The organism is Parabacteroides goldsteinii, assembly GCF_020091425.1.
Classification (GTDB): domain Bacteria; phylum Bacteroidota; class Bacteroidia; order Bacteroidales; family Tannerellaceae; genus Parabacteroides; species Parabacteroides goldsteinii.
The window spans coordinates 1,474,310-1,488,163 of the sequence record NZ_CP081906.1 but is presented as its reverse complement, the minus strand read 5'-3'; the positions used below and the strand labels follow the sequence as shown (position 1 = coordinate 1,488,163).

The window sequence follows — 13,854 nt, the reverse complement described above, 5'->3', positions numbered from 1 at the left end:
ATTCTCAGTTAATAATCTATAATATCCTTTTTCACAAAACCTATAAGGCTTTAATAATGGAACGTTGTTTCTCAAAAAAGCGGATACGCTGCCTGGCACCACTCACGGAGATCATTGTCGACGATCGGATCACAGCCTGGAGCCATCCCGATATCCGTTCATACGTCTGACGGTCCAAAGAAACGACAGCATTCAGAGTGAAGGCTCTTATCAGGCTGACACGTAAATGTTTCACCTCCACACACCGGTAGCTGGTATCGAAATTCGTACTCGATATATAAAAATAGACACTGTTTCCGGTATCATCAAACTTTCCTTTTATTGCCAACAGTTCCATATCATCCAAAAATTGCAACAGCTCTTTTTTCAGCAACTGCAAATCCTCTTTTCCCAGCAAATTGACACTCATAAAATAATTGATATCATTGGCCAGATAACAAAAGATCAACGGATCCCATATATAAAACGTCTGGCTGATAAGTTTTGCGGCCGCAACGCTCCTCTCCTGTATCTTTTCCAGACTTTGAGTCGGATAAACGTCTTTAAAACAAAGTTTCCTGTCAAGGTCCTTATTCTGATAGATCCATTAAAAAAGGAAAAAGCGCGATATATTTTTATATGCCAGATAAAGAGACTGGGGCAAAACGCCGGAGCAATCCATGACTTTCGATTTTTATCCTCTTTTCCCTGGTTATGGATATAAATATAATGTTCCAGCATCTCATAATCGATCTCACCGGAGTCAACATATTCAATCAGCCTCAACTGGAAAGGCCTGCTATGAACATACCGGGCTCCCACCTGGTTATCAAGAGAGATTCCAAGCGTACTCGCAATGACAGCTATCTCAGAGAAAGAAAATGCCACTTCACCGCGCAGCCGTCGATATACTGCTTCTTTCTCCAGATTTAACAGATCCGCAAGCGTATTCGTCAGTATTCCCCGGTTGGGTATTTTTCCCCTGATAGCATCCAGTATATTATCATACAATAAATCTCTTTTCATAGTTTTATCCTTTCCATGCCAGCCTGGTTATTACCTGCTTTCATGCTTATTATTACAAATATAAAGATCTATTCTCCCTAAAACCAGACGATATGAAATAAAGCCGGTATTTTTTATGATGTTTTCAGGCATTACATATCCATCCAATCCGCACATAATCAAATAATAAAATAAACAAGTACCGATTTACGGCAATTGCCATTCAGAAAAGCATAAACCGGCAAAAAAAGAGAAATAAGCGATCTGGCAAGACAAAAACAGTCGGTTCCTTTCCGTCGTACGCCAATAACACCTTTTATAAATAAAGAGAAATACCCAGTTCTCCATTTTACATCAGGCTTACAACATAATACTTGTTATCAGGCAAATACAAGTAAATTAAAAAACATACATTTACTTTTGTAAATATGGCAAAACTTGTACTTTAAACCGTCCCAAGATGTGAACTCAGACAGGATTACAGCATCCTCATATAATGTACATAGGAATGTGAATCCGAATCAGTTACAAATAACCAAAACATTCTCGGTAATAAAATGAAAATTGCAGCGGTAAAAGGGGATGCTGCTAAAAGGGGTTGTCCGTTCTGACGACAGGTTGTGAAATCTACAAAACGGCAGCTCCTTTTCTTTCAGGGATTCAAATACATTCATTATCTTCGTAAACTAAAACAATTAAATATATGCATATCACAAAAATTCTTTCATTTATAGTCACTATGACTCTCCTTCTCTTTTCCTGTATAAAGGATGACGAGAACGAAACTATTAATTATATCAATGTCAACAGCCAGATCCCTACATTTGCAGTCGAAGATACAGCCGGAAACACATTCAGCTCCAAACAGTTCATCGGAAAACAATCCTTACTGGTATTCTTCGGAACTTACTGTCCGGATTGCAAACAGGTTCTGCCGGTTATAGAAGAGGTCTGGAAAGAACTGAAAGACGACCCCAGATTCCTGCTGGTAACGATTTCCCGGAAAGAAACAGCCGAAGTTGTTTCCAATTACTGGAAAGAGAATCAATTCACAATGCCATTCTACCTGGATACCCGCGGTGAGGTTTTCTCCCTCTTCGCCAACAATACGATTCCCCGGATATATATTATCAATCCGGATAACGAAGTCGTCTGGATGGCTGTTGAGTCTTTGGATATTTCAGCAAAAGAACTAATTCAAAAGATCAAGGGTTTGAAATAAAGCAAGGCACACCATCATTCTTTCATAACAATCCGTACAGGACCTAACAAACCGGATTCCAATAAAGGAGAATCTTTGGTATAATGGGTAAATGTAGCGAAGGTATATCTGTCGCCCGGTCTTTTTTCATCTCCAATCAAATTTAAAAGGTTGTTATCCATATTTCATGATATGCAAATATATCGAATCCGAATCAGCCTTATTTTTACAAATTTGACTTTATATCTCTAAAAAATGACAGTTCTTATATAAATCATTACGGATTCATCTACAGAAGACGTATTATGCAGTAAATGTGGTTTATACTAAATAAAAATTGTCCATATAAAGCTTCAAGCAATATGCTCTTAACTAATTACATGGACAATTATTATTTCTATTCTTTACGAAATGTGCGCAGAATGAGACTCGAACTCACACACCGGAACCGGCACTACCCCCTCAAAGTAGCGTGTCTACCAATTTCACCATCTGCGCGAATGGTGCCCAGAACAGGACTCGAACCTGCACGCCTTGCGACACACGCACCTGAAACGTGCGCGTCTACCAATTCCGCCACCTGGGCATTTTCCATTACATAAAAAAGGCGGCCTCTTACCGCGCTTATTATTTATGAGCGGAAGACGGGACTCGAACCCGCGACCCTAACCTTGGCAAGGTTATGCTCTACCAACTGAGCTACTTCCGCGATAACGGGTGCAAAGATAGAGGTATTTTTTTATTTTCCAAAACCGGAAGATACTTTTTTTATACTATTTTTTCCTTACTCACCCGTTCAAATTTCTATCTTATTTTAACACAGCAACTTTCATCCCGAAAAAAATCAGATACAGGAAACGAGTTCACTGAATAAAGTTGTCATTACTACCGCAGCCTTGTTGGCAGCCACGATTACATCCGCTCCGTCATTCACAAAATCGTCGGCAAAATGATAACCTTCATTCGTAATAACCGACATACCGAACACCCTTAATCCTGCATGGCGGGCTACGATTACTTCCGGAACCGTACTCATTCCAATCGCATCACCTCCTACCCGGCCATAAAAAGCATATTCGGAGGGTGTTTCAAAAGAAGGACCGGTCAGACCGACATATACACCTTTTTTCAAAGGAATATTATGAGAAGCTGCAATCTCTTCCACCAAACGGACAAACTCACGGTCATAAGCACGGGTCATATCCGGGAAACGAGTACCGAACAATTCATTATTCGGACCTATCAACGGATTAGGCATCATATTTATATGATCACGGATAATCATCAGGTCACCGACTTTGAAAGTGTTATTTATTCCACCGGCAGCATTCGACACCAAAAGATTCTTTATACCCAACAGTTTCATCACACGAACGGGAAATGTCACCTGTTGCATGGAATACCCTTCATAATAATGAAAACGACCCTGCATAGCCAGAACTTGCTTACCTCCCAGTTTACCGCAAATAAAATTACCTTTATGACCGGCAGCCGTAGAATGCATAAAATGAGGAATCTCTGCATACGGAATTACAATGGCATCCTGTATCCGGTCTGCCAATGAACCTAATCCGCTACCGAGAATAATAGCCGTTTCCGGATTTCCGGTAATGCGTGCAGCTATAAATGCCGCTGCCTCCTGATATTGTTCGTTTGTATAATTTGTATTCATAGCATTATAAATTTATTTCAATATAATAATCTCCCCGAAATGCCATTATGACAGAAACGTATCTTTATAAAGACTTTTCTGTCATACCTACCTCTAAATTCATTTAGACCTAGGTGTAAATAGATTTAGAGGTAGGTGTAAATCATTTTAGACGTACGTCTTTTACAAAAGACATTACGAACTTTTCCAAAAAAGCTACTGATGATGTAAAACAATCATCGGCAACTTAAAAGTTATCTTTTCATTAAATTGTAGGCTATTTGTGCCGCGCGTTCCATTATCTCCTCTTCACCCGGTACTTTCTTATCCTGCATCAGGATTTTTCCGTCACAAATAACAGTATCGATGCAGCTGCCGTTTGCAGCATAGACAAGGTTGGATATGAAATTGAAATTCGGAGTAAATGCCGGCATATTCAAATCTACCAAAGAAAGGTCTGCCAGGTAACCTTCTGCTATCCGTCCGGCTTTTAAGCCCACAAAAGAGGCTCCGGCTTCCGTGGCGGAATGGAATATTTCATCGGCTGTAACGGCTTCCGGGTCTTTTCGCCAGACTTTTCCCAACAGGGAGGCCAGCTTCATCGCTTCCACCATATCGAGATTATTGGACGACGAACAACCGTCAGTACCCAGACCGACAGTGATGCCGGCTTCACGCATTTCCTTAAATTTGAAGTGCATGCCGGAAGCCAGTTTCATATTGGAAGCCGGATTATGAGCGACCTTCACTCCATGGTCTGCCAGCATACGGATTTCATCCGCATCTACATAGATACCGTGGGAAATCAATAACCGGGGAGACAATACACCCAACTTATATAAATACCGGACAGGAGTCGCCCCGAACTGCTTTACAGAGTTCTCCACTTCCCCTTCCGTTTCTGCCAGATGCAGTTGGATTGGCACGTTATGTTCTTTTGCAAAAGCATCCGCCCATTGCAGCAACTCACCGGAAACCGTATAGATGGCGTGCGGACCTACGGAGAAATGTATCCGTTTATCGTATCTGTCCATCTCTTTATACAACTTCTGAATGGTCTGTTTGCTTTTCTCTGCCAACTCCGGTTGGAAATGGTCGAAACAGGCACTGGAAATGACTGCCCGGATTCCCATCTCTTCAACAGCCTCTGCCGTAGCATGAAACTTATGATACATGTCGAAAAAAGTAGTCGTTCCGCTTTTTATCATTTCCAGACAGGCCAGTTTAGCTCCCCAGAAAACATCTTCTTTCGTCAGCTTCGCTTCATTGGGCCATATCTTTTCTTCCAACCAGGGCATTAAAGGCATATCGTCTCCAAAGCCGCGGAACAAAGTCATAGCCGCATGTGTATGCGTATTGACAAATCCCGGAATGGCAGCCTTACGACGACCGTCAATTACTTTATCGGCGACAACAGACAGGCCGGGACCTATCTGTTTGATGTATTTGTTTTCTATATAAATATCGGTAGCAACGCCATTCAGTTCTACCTCTTTAATCAGCAGCTTCATATAAACTTAGCTTTCATATTTTTTATTTTCTCATCACGGATACGCGCCAGCAAACCCTCTTTCTTATCACGTTTTACTGCGGCGTAGGCACAACTTTCCTTGATTTCTACAACGCCTAAATCATCTTTGTCCAATCCGCCTTTCTGGAACAGAAAACCGACTACATCCTTCTTACTCAACTTATCCCGTTTACCGCGGTTAATGGTCAATGTAACCCATTCCGAACGGAGCGGTTTTTTGGCCTTCTCCGGCAGGAAGAATTCATCCGGCTCACGGGTGATATATTCGGGAACAGTCTCTATCTCATTCAGTATCATAAAAGCATTTCCTTCCGCATTCATACGGGCCGTACGTCCGTTTCTATGGATAAAGGCTTCTTCATTGATGGGAAGATGGTAATGAATCACATTCTTTACTTCCGGAATGTCCAATCCGCGGGATGCCAGGTCGGTAGAGATAAAAACGGATGCACTGCCATTACGGAAAAGCGACAACGCCCGTTCACGCTCCGGCTGTTCCATACCTCCGTGGAAGTATTCATTATCCACTCCCATTTCTGTCAGATAATTACTGACACGTTCCACTGATTCACGCTGGTTACAGAACACCAGGGCAGACTCGCCTTTCAACTCTCCGAGCAATTTATACAATGTCTCCAACTTATCCTTAACCGGCGATTTCACAATACGCAGAGTCAGACCTTTCGCCTCTTTCACGCCGGTCAGGAACGACAGGCGGACAGGCGATGTAATACCGGTAAAGGGAGGAATTTCCACCGCTTCGGTTGCCGAAGTCAACACTCTACGACGCACTCCGGGAAGATGTGAGAGAATCTCTTTCATCTCATCCTGGAAGCCCAGTTCCAGAGACTTGTCGAATTCGTCCAGAATCAGTGTACGGACGGTATCCAGATTAATATTCCCCCGTTCCAGATGGTCGAGGATTCGTCCGGGCGTACCGATAAGCACCGTTGGCGGATGCTCCAGACTTTTCTTTTCTGTCCGGATAGGATGGCCGCCGTAACAGCAGTTCACCTTATATCCGGCTCCGAGCGAACGGAATACCGTCTCTATCTGTAAAGCCAATTCACGAGACGGGGCGATGATAAGCGCTTGTATCTTCTTATCCTCATCCGTCAGCGTAGTAAGTAAGGGCAGCAGGAAAGCCAGAGTTTTACCCGACCCCGTGGGACTGAGCAACACCATATCCTTCGTCGTTCCGGCATCAAGCACGGCCTGCTGCATTTCATTCAATGCCTCGATACCTGTATTCGACAGAGCACGGGCTATCACTTCGTTTTGTATCATTTATATTCTTTATAAAATTCGGCAACCGATTCAATCCCTTTATAGAAGAAGTCGAGCGTGCAACTTTCATTAGGAGAATGAATAGCATTCTGTTCAAGTCCGAAACCCATCAAGACGGTTTTTATACCCAATACCTGCTCAAAGGTGGAGATGATAGGAATACTTCCTCCGCGACGTACTGCCAGCGGTTTCTTGCCAAAAGCAACCATGCAAGCCTTTTCCGCCGCCTGATAAGCTGGCAAGTCAATCGGACAAACATACCCCTGTCCACCGTGTTTCGGCGTGACTTTTACCTTAACAGATGCAGGAGCCACCTGGTTTATGTAATCTTCAAACATTTTTGATATTTTGGAATGCTCCTGATGCGGAACCAGGCGGCAGGATACTTTTGCATAGGCTTTAGACGGAAGCACCGTTTTACTGCCCTCTTCCGTATAACCGCCCCAGATTCCACAGATATCGAACGACGGACGGCAACTGTTTCTTTCCAGCGTCGAATAACCTTTTTCACCGGACAAGGCATCCACTCCGATAGCAGCCTTATATTTCGCTTCATCGAACGGGATTTGTGCAATCATTTCGCGTTCGGCCGGAGACACTTCTTCTACATCGTCATAGAAACCGGGAATTGTGATACGTCCGTCAGCATCGATAATATCGGCCATCAGTTTACATAATACATTAATAGGATTAGCCACTGCCCCACCGAAATGGCCGGAATGCAAATCGCGGTTCGGGCCGGTCACTTCGATTTCCCAATAAGCCAAACCACGCAGGCCGGTTGTCAACGACGGTGTTTCGGCATTTACCATGCTAGTGTCGGATACCAGAATCACATCGGCCTTCAATAAATCTTTATGTTCACGGCAGAAGGTTTCAAGGCTGGGAGAACCGATCTCCTCCTCTCCTTCGAAGATAAACTTCACATTACACTTCAGCAGGTCGAGCTTCAAGGCTGTTTCAAAGCCTTTTACCTGCATCATAGACTGTCCTTTATCATCGTCCGCACCACGAGCCCAGATACGGCCGTCGCGTATTTCGGGTTCAAACGGCTGGCTTTTCCATAAGTTCAACGGCTCAGCCGGCATTACATCATAATGGGCATAAACAAGCACAGTCTTGGCATCGGGCGAAATCATCTTTTCGCCATATACGACCGGATTGCCTTCCGTCGGCATCACCACGGCTTTATCCGCTCCGGACAATAGTAACAGTTCCGTCCAGCGCTGGGCACAAGCCTGCATATCAGGTTTATGCTCTTGTTTGGCACTGATGGAGGGAATACGGATTAAGCTGAACAACTCTTCCAGAAAGCGTTCTTTATTGGATTCGATATACGATTTTACTGACATAAAACAGAAGATTTAATTTTAAATTTAACGTTTTTATTTAAGGTTACAAGTTTACGAATAAATTACTTAAATCCCCATTTTATTGTCATATAAAATATAGTAAGATATTAATGTAACGTCAGTTTTGTATAGCGATAAAAGCCTATTTTATTTTCAGCCCGGGAAGCAAGGGAGTTGTATCCGTCAGTTCCAGTTCCTCAACCATAGATAAAGTTCCCTGTTTGTATTTCTGGAAATGAGGCGTTTGGATATGCTTTTCATAAGCCTCCCGGTCTGCATAGATTTCAAGGATTGTTATTTTATTCGGTTGCTTTTTATCGGCCGTGGCATATAAAGTAAGTACGCCCGGTTCCAGGCGCATGGAGGCTTCAATCTCTTCTTTCAGGTAAGCATTATATGCATCCAATTGTGCCGGGTCTACAGTAATTTTGGAGAGGCGGACCAGGTTATTTGCCGGACTTACGGCAGATGCTTCCTTTATTATTTTCAAGGCCTTTATTGCCGGCGGGAAACCGATATACGGAAGACATTGTATGACTGCCGCCACAACCGTCTCCTTACTGTTACCTGCATTCAGATTTCCCTGAAAATGAGAACGAAGCTGGCTGTCGGCTCCCAATGTCGTCAGGACACAATATCCCAGTAACTCACGTGTCTTGAGGTCAAGTCCGCCACGGGTATACATATCACCGAAACAATATTCTGTCAGGAAACGTTCCACATCGTCACCCATTTCACCCGGAATATCTTCCATCACCTGGCTGATACCGCCGGGATAAAGCCGGTCTTGCACAGCCGCCCCTTTTTCATGACGGTTTTCTTCCGTAACCGTGCCTTGTTTTTCCAATGGCAAGGAAATGTCCCGTTCTTTAAATACTTCGTTAATGACGGTCAGCGCGTTCAAGGTTTTGGGAAAACCGATAAACGGAGCGCATGAATAAATAGCTTCACGAAGTTCAACAGGAGTAACTCCCACATTCAATGCCGCCCCTGCGTGTGCCTTCAGCTGGGGCAAAGTCTGCATAGTTGCTAATGTAACACAGGTTATCATTTCACGGGTCTTTATATCCAGCTCTCCCGTGCGGAATACTTCTCCGAAAATAAACTTCTGAAGAATATCCATCATTTCCGGGTCAGTTCCCTGCCCGGTCAGGGCTTCGCCACCGAATAAAGTGGTATAATTCTTTTTACATAATTCAATCCTATCCATATCTTTTTCTGTTTTAAGGTCCGAAACATTCTGAGCAATAGCAGGCATTAAGCCTAATACGATGAATACCAATGTTAACAATTTACGTTTCATATCTTTCTGTTTTACTGATGTTGCAAAGCTAAAGAAACCGGACCGTTTCGATTGTAGACGGATTACAGATAAATATACCTAAATTACAGATGAGAGATTGGTAAATATCAGAAGAGTCTGCCAGAGGTTTCCAAATCGAGCAACCACTGTTTGGCAGGCAGGCCACCGGCATATCCAACCAGCTTTTGGTTACTCCCGATAACACGATGGCAAGGAACAAGTATCGAAATGGAATTTGCACCATTAGCAGCAGCCACGGCACGAATAGCTTTCAGTTTACCCAAATCCTGCGACAAAGTAGCATAAGAGACCGTTTTCCCATAAGGGATATTCAATAACGCATTCCAGACTGTTTTCTGAAAATCAGTACCGGCAAATAGCAACGGGACGTCGAACTCCGTTCTTTTTCCGGCAAAATATTCATCCAGCTGGGCAACTGCCCGGACAATCACTTCGGATTCACCTGTTTCATAGCGGGCATGCAATACCTTTTGCAGCCGCCGATCAATCAGTGCCCTACGGTTCTCATCCATCCAGTCGCACAAACAAAGTTTGCCGTCCAGCGAACCCAGTATCAATTCTCCGCAAGGAGACTGATAGTTTTGTATCCAAATAATATTTTCCATACTTTAGTTCTTTATTTTGCAAATATAAGGAGTTTATAAATAGATAATAACCCAAATCTAAATTACCTTTATCACTTTCCGAACAAAAAAAGGTCGTTACTCTCGCCAAAGAGTTGGGAGTGGTTCTGGACGAATACTTCGACGGATATATCGAGCCATACAACTGTAATCAATTCACAATCAAACTTATCACTTAAAATAAATACCCTGTATCTTTTACCAGCCATGGCAGGTTGAAACGGTAATGGTTACGACTACTTACCAGATGTATCATTCCATCCGGCGATTGCGTACCGGCCAGATAACCGCGGGGTTCCGCATGGCTCCCGTCCATTTCAAAGAAACCGGTCCAGGCGCCTCCATCCATAAAACGTTCTTTGCCATCGGTCAGTAATTTCTTAACAGGCCATGTCTTTCCATCGTCGAAGGAAAGGGCGGCATACATTCCGTAACCGGTATATTCCTTGCCGTCCTTATCTTTAAAGGTCATACCATTCAATCCATTTTTCAGACGGAAAGGATGGTTCGTGAAAGAGACTAGCAAAACAGGTCCTTCCTGTAAACGCATCAATACCAGACGCTGACCGCCATCAATCGGGGGAAATTCAGAAGCGCTGTATGTCCAGGTGCGTCCGTTATCTTCCGACAGGCTCATGGGCATCCGTTCCAGACCGTCTTTATCGACAATGCCGTCACCACGTCCGAATGCCATAAAACGGCCGTCGGACAGTTGCACTACTCCGGCATGGATTCCGGCAATAGTACCGCCCGAAGCACCTGCTTCAAACTTACCCGGATTGGTTTTGCCCATATCTTCCCAGGTCAGACCGTTATCCTTGCTGATATGCAATGCCGTGCCGCCATTGCTCCTGGGAGTTGCGTCGGCGGCTTGTACCAGCCAACCTTCCTTAGTGCGGAAAGAACCGGCTATCACCTGATGCCGCCTGGCATGCTCAGGGGCGATGATACGCGGACGACTCCAGGTTGCACCGTTATCCGTGCTTGTCCGCATGACCATAGCGAGGGTTTCCCAGGTACCGGCAGCTTCCACCCCATTTATATGGACGAGTGTACCCTTATTATTCAGCAGGGAAGAACCGGTCATATTCCGGTCGGGCACCTTGAAGAACTCGTGCGGCTCGCTCCATTCGGTACTGCCTTTCTTCAGGCGGCTTTCCAGAATCACCATCTCCCTACCCGATTCTTCGTCGCATGTAAACCAGATAGCCAACAAATCCCCGTTATCACACCAGGTTATGGCAGGGCAATGGTTATGCTTGTAGAACGGGACGCCGGAAGAACATTCGGGCGTTTTCACATAGACGAGAGGTTCACCGAAGAAAGGTGTTTTCAAAGGAGCGTCCCAGCTATGTTTCTGCTGTGATATATGCTCTTGCAGGGTCGGTCCGGCCACAGGAAGCGGCTGGGTTTTAGGCATATCGGCCTGCACTACCCGGAAGCCGGTGAGCCAGTGTTTATCTTCAGGTATCATCGCCATACGGTTGGCGGAACGCAGGAATCTTTCCGGAGTGCTATGGCTTCCGCCACGTGTCACTTTATATAATCCGTCAGCACGGCCCACCGGGTCTGTTTGCGGTAATGCTTCGTAAGGTCCGTACCAATCGCTGCACCATTCTTCTACATTTCCGTGCATATCGTGCAGTCCGAAAGGATTGGCAGGAGTTTTGCCAACCTGAAGGCTGATTGTAGAATCCGTTCCCCAGACATTTTGCTGGTTCTTATGATACACGCCATGAAGTCCGTCGTCCATCCAGAAATTCCAGTAGGACCCGGCACGGCAAGCATATTCCCATTCGGCTTCGGTTGGCAGACGATACGTCTTCCCTTCCTTTTCCGAAAGCCAGTCACAGAATGCTTTCGCCTCGTGATAGTTCACATAAATAACAGCTTCGTCATCTTCTTTCGAAAGGCCGTACTTTCCCCGTAAGTTTTTATGGGAAGGGTCAAAACGCTCGTATTGGGCATTTGTCACTTCGGTCGTTCCCATCAAAAAAGGGTTTGTGATCGTTACCGGATGAATCGGTGCTTCATCATAATCTTCTCCCCATCCGTGGCTTCCCATGTGGAAAGAGCCGGCCGGAATCCGGGCAAATTGCATTCCCAGGCTATTTGTTTCCTGGGCATTCGTAGTAAAGGCGCCTAATACAAAAAGGCAATAACATAAGATAGCAGCGTTTCTCATTTTGATTCGTTTTTCCATATTCCGGAATAAAGATACATATATTATCCGGAAAACTATTCAATATTACCGAACGCAGATGACGCAGAAAACACAGATACTCGCAGATTTATAATTTCTTTTCTTATAAAACATCTGCGTTACTCTGTGTATTCTGCGTCATCCGCATTCAGTAATAGCTTAATTAACCCTGCGTCTCCAGATAAACGACATGAGTCTGAAGGTATTCTTCCAGGCCATGCTTACCGTCAGCACCACCAATACCCGATTTACGCCAACCGGCATGGAAACCCTGCATGGCTTCAAAGTTTTCACGATTGATATAAGTTTCACCGAACTTCAAGGAACGCATCAGCTTAAACGCCATATCCAGATTCTGTGTATAGACGGAAGAGGTCAACCCGTATTCGCAGTCATTTGCCCAGGTAATAGCATCTTCCACATCTGTAAACTCTACAACCGGGAGAACGGGCCCGAATGTTTCTTCCTGGATAATATCCATCTTCTGTGTACAATTAGTCAAAAGGGTCGGTTCAAAGAAGTAGCCTTTAGCTCCGATACGTTTGCCTCCATAAGCCAGGGTCGCCCCCTGCTTAACGGCTTTTCCGACTTTTTCTTCCACTGATTTCAAGGCACCGACATCAATCAGCGGTCCCATATCCAAATCTGCGACCTCGTTGGGGTTGCCTACTTTAACCTTACCAAAGCCATCCAGCAACTTTTCAATAAAAACATCTTTAATACTGGAATGCACATAAACACGTTCACAACAGTTGCACACTTGTCCGGTATTGATCACGCGGGAAGCAATGATCGACTTCACGGTCAGATCCAGATCCGCATCCGGCATAACGATAGCCGGAGCCTTTCCTCCTAACTCCAGCGATACCTTCGTCACATTAGCTGAAGCGGCTTCCATCGTCTGCACACCGGCAGAAACACTTCCTGTCAGGCTGACCATTCCGACTTTCGGATTAGCGGCCATCTCATGCCCGACAACCGATCCGCGACCATTTACGATATTGAATACACCTTTAGGCACTCCCGCTTCATCCACGATCTGGGCAAAGACATACGCATTCTCCGGTGTCAACTGACTTGGTTTCAACACAATCGTATTTCCTGTCAACATAGCCGGGGCTGCCTTACGGGCAACCAGGAAGAACGGGAAGTTCCACGGCAATATACCGGTTGTCACTCCGATAGGTTTCTTAAATACAAAGATAGTCTCATGAGGACGGTCGCTGGGTATGATCTCTCCTTCATAACGGCGTGCCCAACCGGCCATATAATCGATATAATCGGCTGTAAAGTTAACTTCCACATTGGCCAGTCCCTGCGTCTTGCCTCCTTCACGTACAATAATATCCGTCAGTTCTTTTTCCCTTTTTCGAATTCCCTGTGCTATTTTGGTCAGATACTGTGCACGTTCAATGGAAGTCAGTCGTTCCCATGCTCCTTGCGCCTTCTCCGCCGCATCGATGGCAGCCCGAACATCATCCACTGTCCCGTCAGGCATACGGGATATAACTTCTTCCGTAGAAGGATTCAACACATTGATCCACTTTCCGGATCGATTCTCGATGAACTGTCCATCGATGTACATTTCTAAATCTTTCATGGTCTCTTTAAATTGATAATTAATACTAATATGTATTCTTTATACGAATTAAGGCATTCTGATACCTGTTATGCACAGATATGTCTGATTATCGGTCT

Annotated in this window: 11 protein-coding genes and 3 tRNA genes; 1 reads left to right on the top strand and 13 read right to left on the bottom strand. The window is 44.6% G+C overall.

Features of this window, described 5'->3' with window-relative positions; all coding sequences use genetic code 11:
- Nucleotides 1-40: 40 nt before the first annotated feature.
- Nucleotides 41-409, bottom strand: a complete 369-nt coding sequence (locus tag K6V26_RS07030; protein WP_224264942.1) for a hypothetical protein — start codon at nucleotides 407-409, stop codon at nucleotides 41-43.
- 35 nt (nucleotides 410-444) lie between these two features.
- Nucleotides 445-1,005: a helix-turn-helix domain-containing protein gene (locus tag K6V26_RS07025; protein WP_224264941.1), complete on the bottom strand. Its 561-nt coding sequence runs from the start codon at nucleotides 1,003-1,005 to the stop codon at nucleotides 445-447.
- Between the two features lie 682 nt (nucleotides 1,006-1,687).
- On the opposite strand from K6V26_RS07025, the gene K6V26_RS07020 reads away from it, so the two are divergent.
- A complete protein-coding gene (locus K6V26_RS07020; RefSeq protein ID WP_048316328.1) occupies nucleotides 1,688-2,206 on the top strand; it encodes a TlpA family protein disulfide reductase in 519 nt (172 codons plus the stop codon).
- A gap of 393 nt (nucleotides 2,207-2,599) precedes the next feature.
- Here the strand turns inward: K6V26_RS07020 and K6V26_RS07015 are convergent.
- The 11 genes from K6V26_RS07015 to aldA all read right to left on the bottom strand — a co-directional run bounded on the left by K6V26_RS07015 (nucleotide 2,600) and on the right by aldA (nucleotide 13,756).
- Nucleotides 2,600-2,683 (bottom strand) — tRNA-Leu (locus K6V26_RS07015).
- A 3-nt stretch (nucleotides 2,684-2,686) separates the two neighbouring features.
- A tRNA-Leu gene (locus tag K6V26_RS07010) sits at nucleotides 2,687-2,771 on the bottom strand.
- Between the two features lie 50 nt (nucleotides 2,772-2,821).
- A tRNA-Gly gene (locus K6V26_RS07005) sits at nucleotides 2,822-2,894 on the bottom strand.
- A gap of 135 nt (nucleotides 2,895-3,029) precedes the next feature.
- Entirely contained in the window at nucleotides 3,030-3,857 is an 828-nt protein-coding gene (locus K6V26_RS07000; RefSeq protein WP_048316326.1) for a purine nucleoside phosphorylase I, inosine and guanosine-specific, read from the bottom strand.
- A gap of 233 nt (nucleotides 3,858-4,090) precedes the next feature.
- A complete protein-coding gene (locus K6V26_RS06995) occupies nucleotides 4,091-5,347 on the bottom strand; it encodes an amidohydrolase (protein WP_048316324.1) in 1,257 nt (418 codons plus the stop codon).
- Complete coding sequence (locus K6V26_RS06990) at nucleotides 5,344-6,654, bottom strand: DEAD/DEAH box helicase (protein ID WP_048316321.1); 1,311 nt, start codon at nucleotides 6,652-6,654, stop codon at nucleotides 5,344-5,346. Before K6V26_RS06990 ends, K6V26_RS06995 begins: the two co-directional genes overlap by 4 nt.
- On the bottom strand, nucleotides 6,651-8,006 hold the full coding sequence (locus K6V26_RS06985; RefSeq protein WP_224264940.1) for a dipeptidase: 1,356 nt from the start codon (nucleotides 8,004-8,006) through the stop codon (nucleotides 6,651-6,653). The genes K6V26_RS06990 and K6V26_RS06985 overlap by 4 nt, the downstream gene beginning before the upstream one ends.
- Nucleotides 8,007-8,148: 142 nt before the next feature.
- Nucleotides 8,149-9,309, bottom strand: a complete 1,161-nt coding sequence (locus K6V26_RS06980; RefSeq protein WP_224264939.1) for a carboxymuconolactone decarboxylase family protein — start codon at nucleotides 9,307-9,309, stop codon at nucleotides 8,149-8,151.
- Nucleotides 9,310-9,416: 107 nt separating this feature from the next.
- Complete coding sequence (locus K6V26_RS06975) at nucleotides 9,417-9,935, bottom strand: methylated-DNA--[protein]-cysteine S-methyltransferase (RefSeq protein WP_048316317.1); 519 nt, start codon at nucleotides 9,933-9,935, stop codon at nucleotides 9,417-9,419.
- A 193-nt stretch (nucleotides 9,936-10,128) separates the two neighbouring features.
- Entirely contained in the window at nucleotides 10,129-12,138 is a 2,010-nt protein-coding gene (locus K6V26_RS06970) for an SUMF1/EgtB/PvdO family nonheme iron enzyme (protein WP_224264938.1), read from the bottom strand.
- A gap of 181 nt (nucleotides 12,139-12,319) precedes the next feature.
- Nucleotides 12,320-13,756 carry an aldehyde dehydrogenase gene (gene aldA / locus K6V26_RS06965; RefSeq protein ID WP_224264937.1) on the bottom strand — a complete coding sequence of 479 codons (1,437 nt, stop codon included), beginning with the start codon at nucleotides 13,754-13,756 and terminating at the stop codon, nucleotides 12,320-12,322.
- Nucleotides 13,757-13,854: the final 98 nt, after the last annotated feature.